Raw genomic sequence first — 12,731 nt, 5'->3', positions numbered from 1 at the left:
AATCACCCCACCAGCGCTAGTACACGTAATGGGCTACCTGAGCCCCCTTCAATTTTTAAAGGAGCGGCAACAATGACGACGCCAGTTGCAGGTAATTTATCGAGGTTTTTTAAACATTGCAGGCCATATTTATTGCTGCCATGCATCAATGTGTGACAGGGATATGCAATTGGCCAGCGATAAGATTGCCCTGCATCAGTATTAATAGTCTCAACACCAAACCCTTTCACATCACGCTCATGAATAAGCCACTCAACCGCTTCTTGCGATGGTCCGGGTGTGTGTGCACCATCTTCGTGCATATTTACATATTCCACAGGGTTATCGGCCTTTTTTGACCAATCCGTCCGAAATAATACCCATGCCCCTTTTGGGATTTTGCCGTGTTTGTGTTCCCATTGTTGTAGAAACTCTACCGTCAGTACCCAATCTGCATTGTTAGCCACTTCTTGGCTGGCATCGACCACAACCGCTGGTGCCACAAAATTTTCGACTGGGATCGTATCTACGGTATTATTGGCTTGGTCTTTGCCGCTTATCCAATGAATAGGTGCATCAAAATGGGTTCCTGTATGTTCCCCACAACTAAAATTATTCCAATACCACCCAGGGCCGTTATCATCGTAGCGGGAAATTTGTTCCATACTAAATGACCATACTTGCCCAAATTGTTCGGGTAACTGCAAGGCAGGAAACGATGGGGATAATGTCTGCGTCAAGTCAACAACGCGAATATTGCCCTGTTGCAATTCTTTTACGAATGTCATCAATGCTGGCTGGTTCATAATCTCTCCTACACCTAAAGGGCTTCATGTAAAGCGGTAAACGTGCCACCATGGAAAACCAGCGGCTTACCTGTCTCACTGCTAATCCGCCGAACATGTCCCACCATTAATAGGTGATCACCGATATGGTCTTGTTTATGATTTTCGCAAACTAAGGTGGCTATCGCGCCATGTAGCGCGGGGACACCTTCTGGCGTTACATGGGTCGCCACATCTGCAAATTTATTTTCGATGCGTGGGTTAGCAAAACGCATGGCCAGTTCTTGGTGCTCTTTACCTAAAATATTGATAGTGAAATGACGGCAATCACGAAACACAGATAAATTTGGTGAATGGTTAACTAGGCTCCATAACACCAATGGTGGGTCGAGTGATAACGATGCAAATGAGTTAATTGTTAACCCAACGTCACGGCCATCCTCTGCACGTGTGATCACAACCGCGACCCCTGTTGGATAACAACCGAGTAAATTGCGCAAGGCTTTAGGTTCAAATTCGGTATGGCCCCATTCCCTATCACACATGAATGTATCCTCTGCAATCATAGACATATTGGACTCCCCTTTTAGGCTCGAGCTTCTTCCATCATTTGTGATTGGATGTAAGCCTCGCAAGCTGCCCCATCTTTCCACCAAGGAAATAAGACTGGTGGGTAGTTGAATGCATTAGCGATAGTATGTGAGAGAGATGGCAACTGTTGAGCGGCATCCAAGAGATGTAAAATATGCGGTTCAGGAGGAGCCAATAAAGAGTTTGTCCACTCAACAACATAGCGACCATATTTCCAGAATTGTTCGAAAGTGTCGTTCATCCACTGGGCGGTATAAGGTTTATCTCCATGCGCTAAGATAGCGTCATAGTAAACTTTGCTGGCTTTCGTCGCATTGTTTGAACCTTGCCCTGTCAACGGGTCATTGGTGACTAGCGCATCACCTAAGCCGAACACAATTTTACCTGATGGCAGCGTTAACACGGGCTTACGCACTGTCGGCGCAAATCGTCCCGCTAAAATACCGTTATCATCCGTTAGCTCAATGTTATGGCAGCGCTCCCCTTCCCATGGTAAATAGGTGTTAAGGATCTTTTTACTGTAAGCCAAATGTTCTTGGGGAGTACGCGCCTCGTTCCATTGGTCCATTGGCCCACCGGGGACCCCTTCAAAGACCATAATGTGGCAATCACCGCTGTTCGTCAGAGAAGGGAATACGAAATATTCACCAACTCCAGGGATCAAGTTAAATGAAACTTGTGAATATTCAGGGGTTGGTAACATACCGTGGACATAGGTCAATGCCAAAGCTCGCTGAGGTTTATCATACGGCGAACGGGTTTCATCACGCTCAAGGAGCTTGACTATTTCACCTTTGCCCCCTGCTAATATTACTAAATCATGGGTTTCCGCTAGACGTTCGAGCTCTGCAATACCCACATCTTCAATACGTAAATTACCGCCACGAGCCGCAAATAGCTCCATCCAATATGGCATTTTGATACGCTGATCAACGGCTTGCGCATAGTTATCTAAGCGAGACCGCCATGTGATGGCTTTTTCACCCGCTTTTTCTGGATGTGGAACCGTAAAACCAATACCTTCAACGGGTGGGCAATCTTCTTCCCAAAAATTTAGCCCTAAATCACGCTCAAATTGTAGTGAAATATCGAACATGCACTGGCTCGACATCACACGGCCTTTTTTCACATCATCTGGAGTACGGTTTGTTGCAACTGTGACTTCATAGCCTTTATCGAGCAAGCCTAAAGCTAATGGCATACCCGCTTGACCACCACCTACGATAGCAATACGACGCATAGTATTTTCCTCTGCAAAGTCTTTAATATGGTGTCTTATTCAGCAAGACGGGGAATTGCGGGTTTAGCCTGTTCGGGTCCCATAGCCGAGTAACCGCCATCAACGGCGTAATCTGCGCCAGTGACAAAGCTCGCTAGGTCAGAAAGAAGGAACGCGACAACTTGAGCAACTTCTTCAGGGTCGCCAACGCGTTTTAATAAGTGGTAATCCGCAGCTACGCGGTCTGTTTTTTGCCGGTTGCCCCCCGTTATTTCATCCATGACACGAGACCAAGTCCAACCCGGTGACACAGAGTTCACACGGACCCCGTCCTGCGCATAATCCATCGCTTGGCTACGAGTGACCTCTAACATAGTGGCTTTAGATGCGGGATATAACCAACGACCAGTTTGCGCAACGCTAGAAGAGATACTGGTGAAATTAACTATCGCCCCTTTACCCGACTTCACTAAATGAGGTTTGGCAAACTGAGCCGCCATGACGGCACTGACAACATTAATATTTAAGGCAGTTAGCCAATCTTGCCTTGTGGATGACTGGCCTTCATCAAGATAAGTGGCGGCCAGATTAACTAAAAAATCGAGTTGACCATATTTTTGCGCAACACGGTCAATTCCCTGCTTAAGCTGCTGATCATCGGTAATATCTACTGGAAGAAAATCAATATTCGGCTCATTTTGAACAACTTTTTCACCATTCACTGCATCAATATCAAAAATAGTGACCGTCACGCCGTAATCGCTCAATATTTTCGCCACGGTTGCACCAATTTTGGTCGCACCTCCGGTAACGATGGCAATTTTACTATTTAAACCTCTCATCTTCGGCATCCTCTTTTTTACTCTCATTTAATTACAATGATTTCACAAAAAATTAACATGACGAATAATTACGCAAAAATAGCCAAAAGCTGTAGCCGATGGACGCAAAAATTATCCATTCAGTGCGGCAATTTAAATAATAATGTGTTGATATACCTAAACAAATAGCCACTTTTTGCAGTGGCTATCCAAATGGTGAGAAATGTGATGGGATGCAAGTAAGGGGAAATGACTTATGGGCGTTCCAAAATTCGTGCGCCGGGGCCTCTTTTTCACAATACAACATCAGGGTTGCGAAGCGGGCAATCACTCAGTGATAAACAACCACAGCCAATACAATTATCTAATTCATTGCGCAAACGAGTTAACTGCCTGATCCGCTTATCTAAAGAAGAGCGCCACTGGGTGGACATTTCTTTCCATTGTTCCGATGTGAGTGAACTATTCGCAGGAAAACGCCCCAAAGCTTCTTGAATTTCATGTAGTGGTATCCCCGTACTTTGCGCAACTTTAATGATGGCAATATAACGCAGAACCACAGAGTGAAAACGTCGTTGATTTCCTTGCGTGCGTGTACTTTGGATCAACCCTTTTGACTCGTAAAAATGAACTGTCGACACCGCCACACCAGCACGTTTAGCTACCTCACCAACGGTTAATGCCCTTGTAAAATCTATTTTTTTTCCACTTTCTTTGCGTGGTTTTATCGCTTTCGTGTCTTTCTCTGCCATTTTTGCGTCCCTTAGCTTGACCTCAACTTAACTTAAGGTTTTATAGTACCACCCTGCAAGTTTGTCAATTGACATTATTTTTTTAAAGGGGATAGGTTTATGCCATCGGTGATCACCAAATTGTTAGAAAGCAACAGCTTATGGATTATTGCTCGTTTGCTGATCTTGGTTTTATTTATTTCATCTGGTTTAGCCAAAGTTTTTGATTATGAGAATAGCCTTGCCGAAATGCGTGCTGCCGGTCTGCACCCGGATTGGTTTTTCAATATCGCATCTGCTTTTGTCATGTTAGCCGCTTCCGTTCTGGTGCTTTTCAACCGCCTTTTATGGCTTGGAACTGGTGCTCTAGCCGTATTTTTGTTTCTCACTATTGTGATTGTTCATACCTTTTGGAGCTATACAGGGGAAGAAGCCAAAATCGCTATGTTTTGGGCGATTGAGCATATTTCAGTCATCGGTGGCTTAATCGCTGTCGCTATTGCAGGGCATTTTCGAGGTCTTTATTTCGCGTTAAAAACGCAGAAATAGAAGGAAAATCTAATGAATAAAAAAACAATAATCATACTGTGTTCAATTTTAATTGCTGCAGGGGGCGGTAGTGCTATCTATTCTACCTATGCACAAAATGAAGATAATAAACAAGCTGCTTACCAGTACCCTCCCGTTAAAGTCGCGTTAGCCCCAGTCAGTTTAAACACGGCTCCACGAACTTTCTACGGAGTAGGTGAACTTGAAGCAGGAAGCCAAGTGCTAGTGGCAGCTGAAACCAGTGGCCGCATAACTAAAATTGCTTTTGGATCTGGTCAGCAAGTCAAAAAAGGCCAGCTATTAGTGCAACTCAATGATGCGGTTGAGCAAGCCGATTTATCGCGTTATCAAGCACAGTTGCGTAATGCTGCTCGTTTATACGAAAGAACCCGTTCCCTCGCAACACAGCATTTAGTCGCAGAAGCTCAAGTTGATAGTACACGGGCGGAACGCGATATCGCTCAAGGTTTGATCCGTCAAACCCAAGCTCTGATTGCGCAAAAAACCATCGTCGCACCTTTCGATGGCACAATAGGTATTCGCCAAGTACACGAAGGGCAATATTTGAGCCCCGGAGAAACTGTCGCTAGCCTTGTCAATACGAAAACATTAAAGCTCAATTTTTCATTAGATGAGCAGGCATCCCCCGAACTCCATCTGGGGCAGATTGTCGATATTACTGTCGATGCCTACCCAAATAAAACATTCCCAGCTCGGATCACTGCCATTGACCCATTAATCGGCAAATCTCGCACTATTGCCTTACAAGCAACATTAGACAATAGCGATGGGACACTGAAAGCTGGCATGTACGCCAATGTCAATGTGGTGCGCCAAGTCAGCAATCAAGTCCTCACCATCCCAGAAACTGCGGTTACTTATACTGCCTATGGCGATACCGTATTCATTACGCAAGGCGAAGGTAGCGCCATGACAGTTAAACGCGTTTCGGTGAAAACGGGGCAACGTTGGGATGGAAAAATAGAAATAGAGCAAGGGTTAACTGCCGACGATAAAGTCGTGACTTCAGGGCAATTGCGCTTAAACGATGGTTCTGCGGTGACACCTGTCGCACAAGACACCTTGTCTGAACCAATGACTCCGACCGTTCAAGGTTCTTAAGGAAGGCGCAATGAAATTTACTGATATTTTTGTTCGCCGGCCTGTCTTAGCTCTGGTCGTCAGCGCACTTATCGTGTTAATTGGCTTATTTGCACTAAGCAAGCTACCTATTCGCCAATATCCACAACTTGAAAGTGCAACTATTACCATTACGACACAATACCCCGGGGCATCAGCAAAGCTGATGCAAGGTTTTGTGACGCAACCTATTGCCCAAGCGGTTTCCTCAGTCGAGGGGGTCGATTATCTATCCTCATCCTCAGTACAAGGTAGCAGCCTTGTCACTGTACGAATGGAACTTAATCGAGACTCTACCCAAGCTCTTGCTCAAGTAATGGCTAAAGTAAACCAAGTTCGTTATAAGTTACCGAAAGAAGCTTATGACCCTGTTATTGAGCTTTCTTCTGGGGAATCCACCGCAGTTGCCTATATTGGCTTTTCCAGTACTAATTTATCGATACCAGCGCTAACGGATTATATCTCCCGCGTTATTGAGCCGATGTATTCCTCTATTGACGGCGTCGCCAAAGTCCAAGTTTTTGGTGGGCAACAACTTGCTATGCGTTTATGGCTTGATGCCGATAAGCTTGCAGGGCGAGGGCTAACAGCCGCCGACGTTGCGCAAGCTGTGCGCCAAAATAACTACCAAGCAGCTCCCGGAAAAATTAAAGGTGAATTCGTTATTTCTAACGTTTATGTCAATAGCGACCTCACTAATGTTGATGAATTCCGTGATCTGGTGATCCGAAATGACGGTAATGGATTAGTCCGCCTGAAAGATGTAGGAACCATTGAACTGGGTGCTTCATCCACTGAAACAAGTGGTTTGATGAATGGGGAGCCGGCTATTTACCTTGGTTTGTTTGCGACACCAACGGGGAACCCGTTAGTGATTGTTGATGGCATGAATCAATTAATGCCTGATATCACTAAAACCTTACCCCCGGGTGTTAAGGTGGAAATGGCATTTGAAACTTCACGCTTTATTAAAGCCTCTATTGACCAAGTGATCAGCACCTTAATTGAAGCCTTGCTCATTGTCATTGTGGTTATTTACCTGTGTTTAGGCTCAATTCGCAGTGTCATCATTCCAATCTTAGCCATTCCGTTATCAATGTTAGGCGCAGCCGCACTGATGATGGCTTTCGGCTTTAGTGTTAACTTGCTCACCTTGCTAGCAATGGTACTCGCCATTGGGCTCGTTGTGGATGACGCTATCGTTGTTGTCGAAAACGTTCATCGCCACATTGAGGAAGGGAAATCCCCTGTTTTAGCTGCATTAATTGGGGCTCGTGAAGTTGCAGGCCCTGTGATCGCGATGACCATTACCTTAGCCGCGGTATACGCCCCAATCGGCTTGATGTCAGGTTTAACTGGCGCGTTATTTAAAGAGTTTGCTCTAACGCTAGCAGGCGCAGTGATTGTCTCAGGTATTGTGGCGTTAACCCTTTCCCCTGTGATGAGCTCTTTCATGCTCAATTCAAAACAAAACGAAGGGCGCATGGCGCGAATGGCTGAAACGTTCTTCAGTACGTTAGCTCATTACTATACTATTGTATTGAATTTTTCTTTGAAAAACCGTTGGTTAACAGGTGTTATTGCAGTTGCGGTCTTTATCAGTTTGCCCCTACTTTACCAATCTGCCCCGCGTGAATTAGCCCCTGTTGAAGACCAATCTAGCGTATTAACCGCTATTAAATCGCCACAACACGCTAACCTAGAGTATGTTGAACGTTTCTCACGTAAATTACATGATGTTTTCATGGAGTTACCGGAAACAGAAAGCACATGGATTATTAACGGCACTGATGGCCCTTCCGCTAGTTTTGGGGGAACAAACCTCTCCTCATGGGAACAACGCGAGCGCCCTGCGTCGGCTATCCAAGCTGACTTACAAGGACGTGTTGGAGATGTTGAAGGAAATAGTATCTTTGTCTTCCAGTTACCTGCATTGCCGGGCTCAACAGGGGGACTACCGGTGCAAATGGTACTACGAAGCTCACAAGATTATTCCGTGCTTTACAAAACCATGGAAGAAATCAAACAGCAAGCGCGTGAAAGTGGGTTATTTATGGTGGTGGATAGCGACCTTGACTATAACAACCCAGTGGTTGAAGTCCGCATTAATCGTTCAAAAGCAAATAGTTTGGGGATCAGGATGCAAGATATTGGTGAATCCCTGACTTTATTAGTGGGTGAAAACTATATCAACCGCTTTGGAATGGATGGGCGCTCCTATGATGTGATCCCACAGAGTATTCGCAGCCAACGACTAACCCCTGACGCACTGTCACGGCACTATGTAAAATCGGAAGCGGGAACGATGATCCCACTGTCAACTGTCGTAGATATCAATACGCAAGTTGAACCCAATAAGCTCACGCAATTTAATCAACAAAATGCGGCTATTTTCCAAGCAATTCCGGCTCCGGGAGTCACACTCGGCCAAGCAGTTGCTTATTTAGATGGCATTGCAAGTGAACTACCTGCCGGCTTCAGCCATGACTGGCAATCCGATTCGCGCCAATATAAACAAGAAGGTAACACCCTCGCCTTTGCCTTTATGGCGGCGCTCATCATCATTTATTTAGTTTTAGCTGCCCAATATGAAAGTTTAGTCGACCCACTGATTATTTTGATCACTGTTCCTTTATCTATTTGTGGAGCCTTGATCCCACTCGCGCTGGGTTATGCAACGTTGAATATTTATACCCAAATTGGCTTAGTGACATTAATCGGTTTAATCAGTAAACACGGCATATTAATGGTGGAATTTGCGAATGAGTTACAGGCCAATGAAGGTTTGGACAAACGCCATGCTATCCTCAAAGCAGCACAAATTCGCTTACGCCCAATCCTAATGACAACAGCAGCGATGGTCATTGGTTTAGTACCTTTGTTATTCGCGACAGGGGCAGGCGCCAATAGCCGCTTTGGATTAGGTTTGGTGATCGTAACAGGGATGCTAGTTGGCACGTTATTTACTTTATTTGTTCTGCCCACCATATATTCATTACTTGCCCGTAATCATAGTGCGACTGCACTGACACCAAGGCGTTATGAGCTTGCTGAAGCTAACCGCCTGATAAAAGAAACAGAGGAGGCTTCTCAATGAGCAATACGTTATCTGGTCGTTACCAAAGAAATAGTCGAACTGCGGATACAGTGGAAGTCGATGCAAATACAATGAGTAATAGTATGACAATGTTATTAATTTACCATGGGCTACCCCCTGTAATAGGGAAAAACCACCCGACAGGCAACAACCCTCACGGCAATAAGCCAACTCGCTAATCAGGCGATTAAATATAAATGGTATTACATTCCATGTAATACCATTTTTCTATTAACCCTCGTAGAAAGCGAAAACTAAGTTCCCCTCACGAATTATAATTGGGTTACCAGGAAGAGCATCAATGATCTCTTTTTGTGAACCATCTACCACTACCGCGACATTCTTATAGTGATTATTTTTTAATAAACCAGGTAACTGACCTAAGCTATAAAACCGATTAATAGCATCAGGGTATTTTAACCCATAGCTTAATTCACCAGTTTGGTGAAGCATCGTAATATCACTACGCTTTAGTACCCATGCTAAAGCTGTCCCTAACCCAACATTATTTGTCAGTAATATCGATTTGTTTTCTAACTGTTTATGGTATTTTTCAATTACATTTTGAGGCGTGTTATTACTTTCAACGCGATAAGGGATCACATGGCCGACACTCAAACTGATTGCCACGGTGCAAGCCGCAGCGAAGTACCAAAACCGTTGTTTAAAAGAAACCAATGCCACTAATAACCAGCAGATAAAAGCGGCGGCGGCCAACCATAATTTGTTACTTTCATCTGCCTGATAAATGTTAATTTTAGGTATATAAGGAGAAGCAATAATTAATGCCGCGGCAGCCCCACCGACCAATAGGTTAATAACGGCATTTAAGCGGATAGCGGTTGTTTTTTTCTCAGCCCGTACTTTTTCAATGTAAGCCGCCATTAAAATGGCAACCGGTGCAATACAAGGTAAAATATAGGTTAGTAGCTTGCCTTTTGTGATGCTAAAAAATACAAATGGGGCGATAAACCACAATAAAAAGTAAAGGTAAATCCCTTTTTGCCGCCAAGCATAATGTATAGCCCCAAAAAGATAACCCAACCATGGTAAAACAGCAGCAAGTAATATAGGAATATAAAACCAAAATGGTGATTTGTTCTGTGCGTTGTCCGCCATAAAGCGTTGAATATGCTCAACCCAGAAGAAGTAATTCCAGTAGTCAGGCTCACGGCTAGCAATCACAAATGCCCAAGGTAAACAGATAACAAATGCCGTAAAGATTGACACAAAAGAAAAAACAAAGACTTCTTTGAATTGCTTAAAGTACACCGCGGCAAGAGAACAAACTAAAACAGGTAATACAAGCACTAAAAAGCCTTTCGTCAGAACCCCTAGTCCACAAGCCACCCCCATCATAATAAAAGCGCATAATCGATGAGAAAAACGTTGTGTGGTTAGACCCCATTGGAAAAAGAAAATCACCATCGTAATAAAAGCGGTGACTATTGGGTCTAGAATATTGTAGGTGCCTATCGTAAACACCATAAGCATCGAAAGGTAAATAAAGGCAGCGTTAAATGCGATACGTGCATTTTTCCATGACATTTTAGCGCTGAGATAAACAAATAACCCACTGACCAAAGTGCTAAAGACAGCGCCAAGGCGCACGGACACATTATTTTCACCAAATAACATTTGAAACAGTGCCCCAACCCAATAGCCAAAAATCGGTTTTTCGAAGTAACGAATATCAAGAAGTTCAGGCACACTCCAGTTATAGCTAATAATCAGTTCCCGGCTAATTTCGGCATAACGTAACTCGTCAGGCTGCCATAGCAACCTACCGTTTAACGGTAAAAAATAGGTCGCTAAGATAAACCCAAATAGTAAGCACCACTTAAGGTAGGCAACTTTATTGTTTGCCATAATCATTTTTTCTCAACCATTCTTGTTATTGATATTTAATATCTTTTAGCTTATTCGCTTTAAATAAACACTTTTTACTGACTATTTAGTTATTATCGTTATGGCAATTAAACCCCGTTTAAACAAATCAAAAGTTAATTTGTATCAGGCTGATTCTTGGTAAACAATCCATAAATAGAAATTATATTTCATCAATAATAAATAGATAAGAATTGAACATTAAGGTTAAAACCTTACAGGGCCGTTCAGTTTTTCAAAATACTATATAAAACTAATTATTAATATAAAAATAAGAACTAATACAACAAACAAAACGAGTATCATCTTTTTTGGATAATAAAAAAGAAAAAACTGGTTATGATTTTACTTTACCATAACCAGTTTTTATCAAGTTTTACACCAATTATCTTGCCGCAACTAATGCCTGTTCAAGGTCAGCTAAAATATCATCAATATGTTCTATACCGATAGATAAACGGATCATATCCCGCGATACGCCTGCCTGTGCGAGTTCAGCATCATTTAATTGGCGATGCGTTGTGGACGCCGGATGGCAAGCTAATGATTTAGCATCACCAATGTTCACTAATCGTACAATCAGTTGCAGTGCATCAATAAAACGTGCTCCTGCTTCTTGACCACCTTTAATACCGAAAGACATTATACTTGCCGGCTTTCCGTTCATATATTTCTGCGCTAAACCGTGCTCTGGATTGCTTGGTAAACCTGCATATTTCACCCATTCAACTTGAGGGTGCTTTTCAAGGAAATTAGCCACTTTTAATGCATTTTCTGTATGCCTATCCATTCTTAATGCTAGTGTTTCTAAACCTTGTAAGATTAAAAATGAATTAAATGGCGACAACGCCGCCCCAGTTCCACGTAAAGGCGCAACACGGCAGCGAGCAATAAAGGCGGCAGCACCAAAGTGCTCTGTATAGCTTACACCATGATAAGCCACATCAGGTTCTATCAATAAAGAAAAGCGATTTGGATGCTCTGCCCAAGGGAATTTCCCTGAATCGATAACCATCCCGCCAAGTGATGTCCCATGACCACCAATATATTTAGTCAATGAATGAACCACAATATCCGCACCATGTTCAAAGGGACGGCATAAGTATGGGGTTGCCACTGTGTTATCGACAATCAGTGGAACACCATGGCGGTGAGCAACTTCGGCTAATGCGGCGATATCAACAATAAACCCTGCCGGATTGGAAATTGACTCACAAAAAACTGCGCGGGTTTTATCATCAATCAGCGCTTCAAGTGCGGCTAAATCATCATGCTCCGCAAAACGAGTTTCAATCCCTAAACGTGGTAACGCGTGGGCCAATAAGTTATATGTGCCACCGTACAATTTTGCGACGGAAACAATGTTATCACCTGCCTGCGCAATAGTTTGGATGGCATAAGTAATAGCTGCCATACCGGAAGCAACAGCCAGCCCAGCTACACCGCCTTCTAATGCTGCGACACGCTGTTCTAAAACATCATTTGTTGGGTTCATGATGCGTGTATAAATATTCCCCCCGACTTTTAAGTCGAAAAGGTCAGCGCCGTGCTGAGTGTCATCAAATGCATACGATGTAGTTTGGTAAATTGGAACCGCAACAGACTTGGTTGTTGGGTCTGGAGAGTAGCCCGCGTGAATCGATAATGTTTCTAATTTCATTTGTTATCCTTGTTATGACGCACTGGAAAACACGGCCAGAAGAGATAATTATAAGTGGGTTCTATGCTGTGATATCAATAGATATTACCTAAGACTATATACTAGGCAACTATTTGAACTTGAAATTATTTCATATAGATTAGTCTACACTCCATGCCTTAGAACGCTTTGCACCGCTCAACGCCGATAATTAATCACATAAGGTATTATTCTTATAATCTATTTCTTATTCATATAAAAAAAAGCCACAACCCATTGAGATTGTGGCTTTT

At 43.4% G+C, this 12,731-nt stretch carries 11 protein-coding genes; 4 read left to right on the top strand and 7 right to left on the bottom strand.

Annotated elements, in window-relative coordinates; translation table 11 throughout:
* Positions 1 to 2: 2 nt before the first annotated feature.
* The 5 genes from ACPEH5_RS15805 to soxR form a co-directional block, all read right to left on the bottom strand.
* Positions 3 to 785 (bottom strand): cyclase family protein, encoded by a 783-nt coding sequence (locus ACPEH5_RS15805; RefSeq protein WP_042848463.1) that lies wholly within the window; start codon positions 783 to 785, stop codon positions 3 to 5.
* A 14-nt stretch (positions 786 to 799) separates the two neighbouring features.
* The gene (locus ACPEH5_RS15800; RefSeq protein ID WP_226619007.1) at positions 800 to 1,336 is read right to left on the bottom strand and encodes a flavin reductase family protein; all 537 of its coding nucleotides are present in this window, start codon (positions 1,334 to 1,336) and stop codon (positions 800 to 802) included.
* 14 nt (positions 1,337 to 1,350) lie between these two features.
* Complete coding sequence (locus tag ACPEH5_RS15795) at positions 1,351 to 2,595, bottom strand: styrene monooxygenase/indole monooxygenase family protein (protein WP_048608776.1); 1,245 nt, start codon at positions 2,593 to 2,595, stop codon at positions 1,351 to 1,353.
* 35 nt (positions 2,596 to 2,630) lie between these two features.
* Positions 2,631 to 3,416, bottom strand: a complete 786-nt coding sequence (locus ACPEH5_RS15790) for an SDR family oxidoreductase (RefSeq protein ID WP_166687125.1) — start codon at positions 3,414 to 3,416, stop codon at positions 2,631 to 2,633.
* 272 nt (positions 3,417 to 3,688) lie between these two features.
* Positions 3,689 to 4,147 (bottom strand): redox-sensitive transcriptional activator SoxR, encoded by a 459-nt coding sequence (gene soxR, locus ACPEH5_RS15785; protein ID WP_423727058.1) that lies wholly within the window; start codon positions 4,145 to 4,147, stop codon positions 3,689 to 3,691.
* 99 nt (positions 4,148 to 4,246) lie between these two features.
* On the opposite strand from soxR, the gene ACPEH5_RS15780 reads away from it, so the two are divergent.
* The 4 genes from ACPEH5_RS15780 to ACPEH5_RS15765 are packed head-to-tail and all read left to right on the top strand — an operon-like array spanning position 4,247 to position 9,091.
* On the top strand, positions 4,247 to 4,675 hold the full coding sequence (locus tag ACPEH5_RS15780; RefSeq protein WP_042848469.1) for a DoxX family protein: 429 nt from the start codon (positions 4,247 to 4,249) through the stop codon (positions 4,673 to 4,675).
* 12 nt (positions 4,676 to 4,687) lie between these two features.
* On the top strand, positions 4,688 to 5,797 hold the full coding sequence (locus ACPEH5_RS15775; RefSeq protein WP_042848470.1) for an efflux RND transporter periplasmic adaptor subunit: 1,110 nt from the start codon (positions 4,688 to 4,690) through the stop codon (positions 5,795 to 5,797).
* 10 nt (positions 5,798 to 5,807) lie between these two features.
* The gene (locus ACPEH5_RS15770; RefSeq protein WP_042848472.1) at positions 5,808 to 8,912 is read left to right on the top strand and encodes a MexW/MexI family multidrug efflux RND transporter permease subunit; all 3,105 of its coding nucleotides are present in this window, start codon (positions 5,808 to 5,810) and stop codon (positions 8,910 to 8,912) included.
* Positions 8,909 to 9,091 carry a hypothetical protein gene (locus ACPEH5_RS15765; RefSeq protein ID WP_042848473.1) on the top strand — a complete coding sequence of 61 codons (183 nt, stop codon included), beginning with the start codon at positions 8,909 to 8,911 and terminating at the stop codon, positions 9,089 to 9,091. The genes ACPEH5_RS15770 and ACPEH5_RS15765 overlap by 4 nt, the downstream gene beginning before the upstream one ends.
* Positions 9,092 to 9,143: 52 nt before the next feature.
* Here ACPEH5_RS15765 and arnT read toward each other — a convergent pair whose 3' ends face one another.
* The gene (gene arnT / locus ACPEH5_RS15760; protein WP_129466992.1) at positions 9,144 to 10,787 is read right to left on the bottom strand and encodes a lipid IV(A) 4-amino-4-deoxy-L-arabinosyltransferase; all 1,644 of its coding nucleotides are present in this window, start codon (positions 10,785 to 10,787) and stop codon (positions 9,144 to 9,146) included.
* A 397-nt stretch (positions 10,788 to 11,184) separates the two neighbouring features.
* On the bottom strand, positions 11,185 to 12,459 hold the full coding sequence (locus ACPEH5_RS15755) for a bifunctional O-acetylhomoserine aminocarboxypropyltransferase/cysteine synthase (protein WP_042848476.1): 1,275 nt from the start codon (positions 12,457 to 12,459) through the stop codon (positions 11,185 to 11,187).
* Positions 12,460 to 12,731: the final 272 nt, after the last annotated feature.

Source organism: Providencia sp. NPDC089933, assembly GCF_049545585.1.
In the GTDB taxonomy this organism is placed as follows: domain Bacteria; phylum Pseudomonadota; class Gammaproteobacteria; order Enterobacterales; family Enterobacteriaceae; genus Providencia; species Providencia huashanensis.
Note: the sequence above shows the minus strand (reverse complement) of the source record. Positions and strands in the feature narration are given on the sequence as shown.

Bases quoted from the DNA above. Each gene is read 5' to 3' on its own strand.
- ACPEH5_RS15805 (WP_042848463.1), bottom strand. From the start codon at position 785: ATGAACCAGCCAGCATTGATGACATTCGTAAAAGAATTGCAACAGGGC.
- ACPEH5_RS15800 (WP_226619007.1), bottom strand. From the start codon at position 1,336: ATGTCTATGATTGCAGAGGATACATTCATGTGTGATAGGGAATGGGGC.
- ACPEH5_RS15795 (WP_048608776.1), bottom strand. From the start codon at position 2,595: ATGCGTCGTATTGCTATCGTAGGTGGTGGTCAAGCGGGTATGCCATTA.
- ACPEH5_RS15790 (WP_166687125.1), bottom strand. From the start codon at position 3,416: ATGAGAGGTTTAAATAGTAAAATTGCCATCGTTACCGGAGGTGCGACC.
- soxR (WP_423727058.1), bottom strand. From the start codon at position 4,147: ATGGCAGAGAAAGACACGAAAGCGATAAAACCACGCAAAGAAAGTGGA.
- ACPEH5_RS15780 (WP_042848469.1), top strand. From the start codon at position 4,247: ATGCCATCGGTGATCACCAAATTGTTAGAAAGCAACAGCTTATGGATT.
- ACPEH5_RS15775 (WP_042848470.1), top strand. From the start codon at position 4,688: ATGAATAAAAAAACAATAATCATACTGTGTTCAATTTTAATTGCTGCA.
- ACPEH5_RS15770 (WP_042848472.1), top strand. From the start codon at position 5,808: ATGAAATTTACTGATATTTTTGTTCGCCGGCCTGTCTTAGCTCTGGTC.
- ACPEH5_RS15765 (WP_042848473.1), top strand. From the start codon at position 8,909: ATGAGCAATACGTTATCTGGTCGTTACCAAAGAAATAGTCGAACTGCG.
- arnT (WP_129466992.1), bottom strand. From the start codon at position 10,787: ATGATTATGGCAAACAATAAAGTTGCCTACCTTAAGTGGTGCTTACTA.
- ACPEH5_RS15755 (WP_042848476.1), bottom strand. From the start codon at position 12,459: ATGAAATTAGAAACATTATCGATTCACGCGGGCTACTCTCCAGACCCA.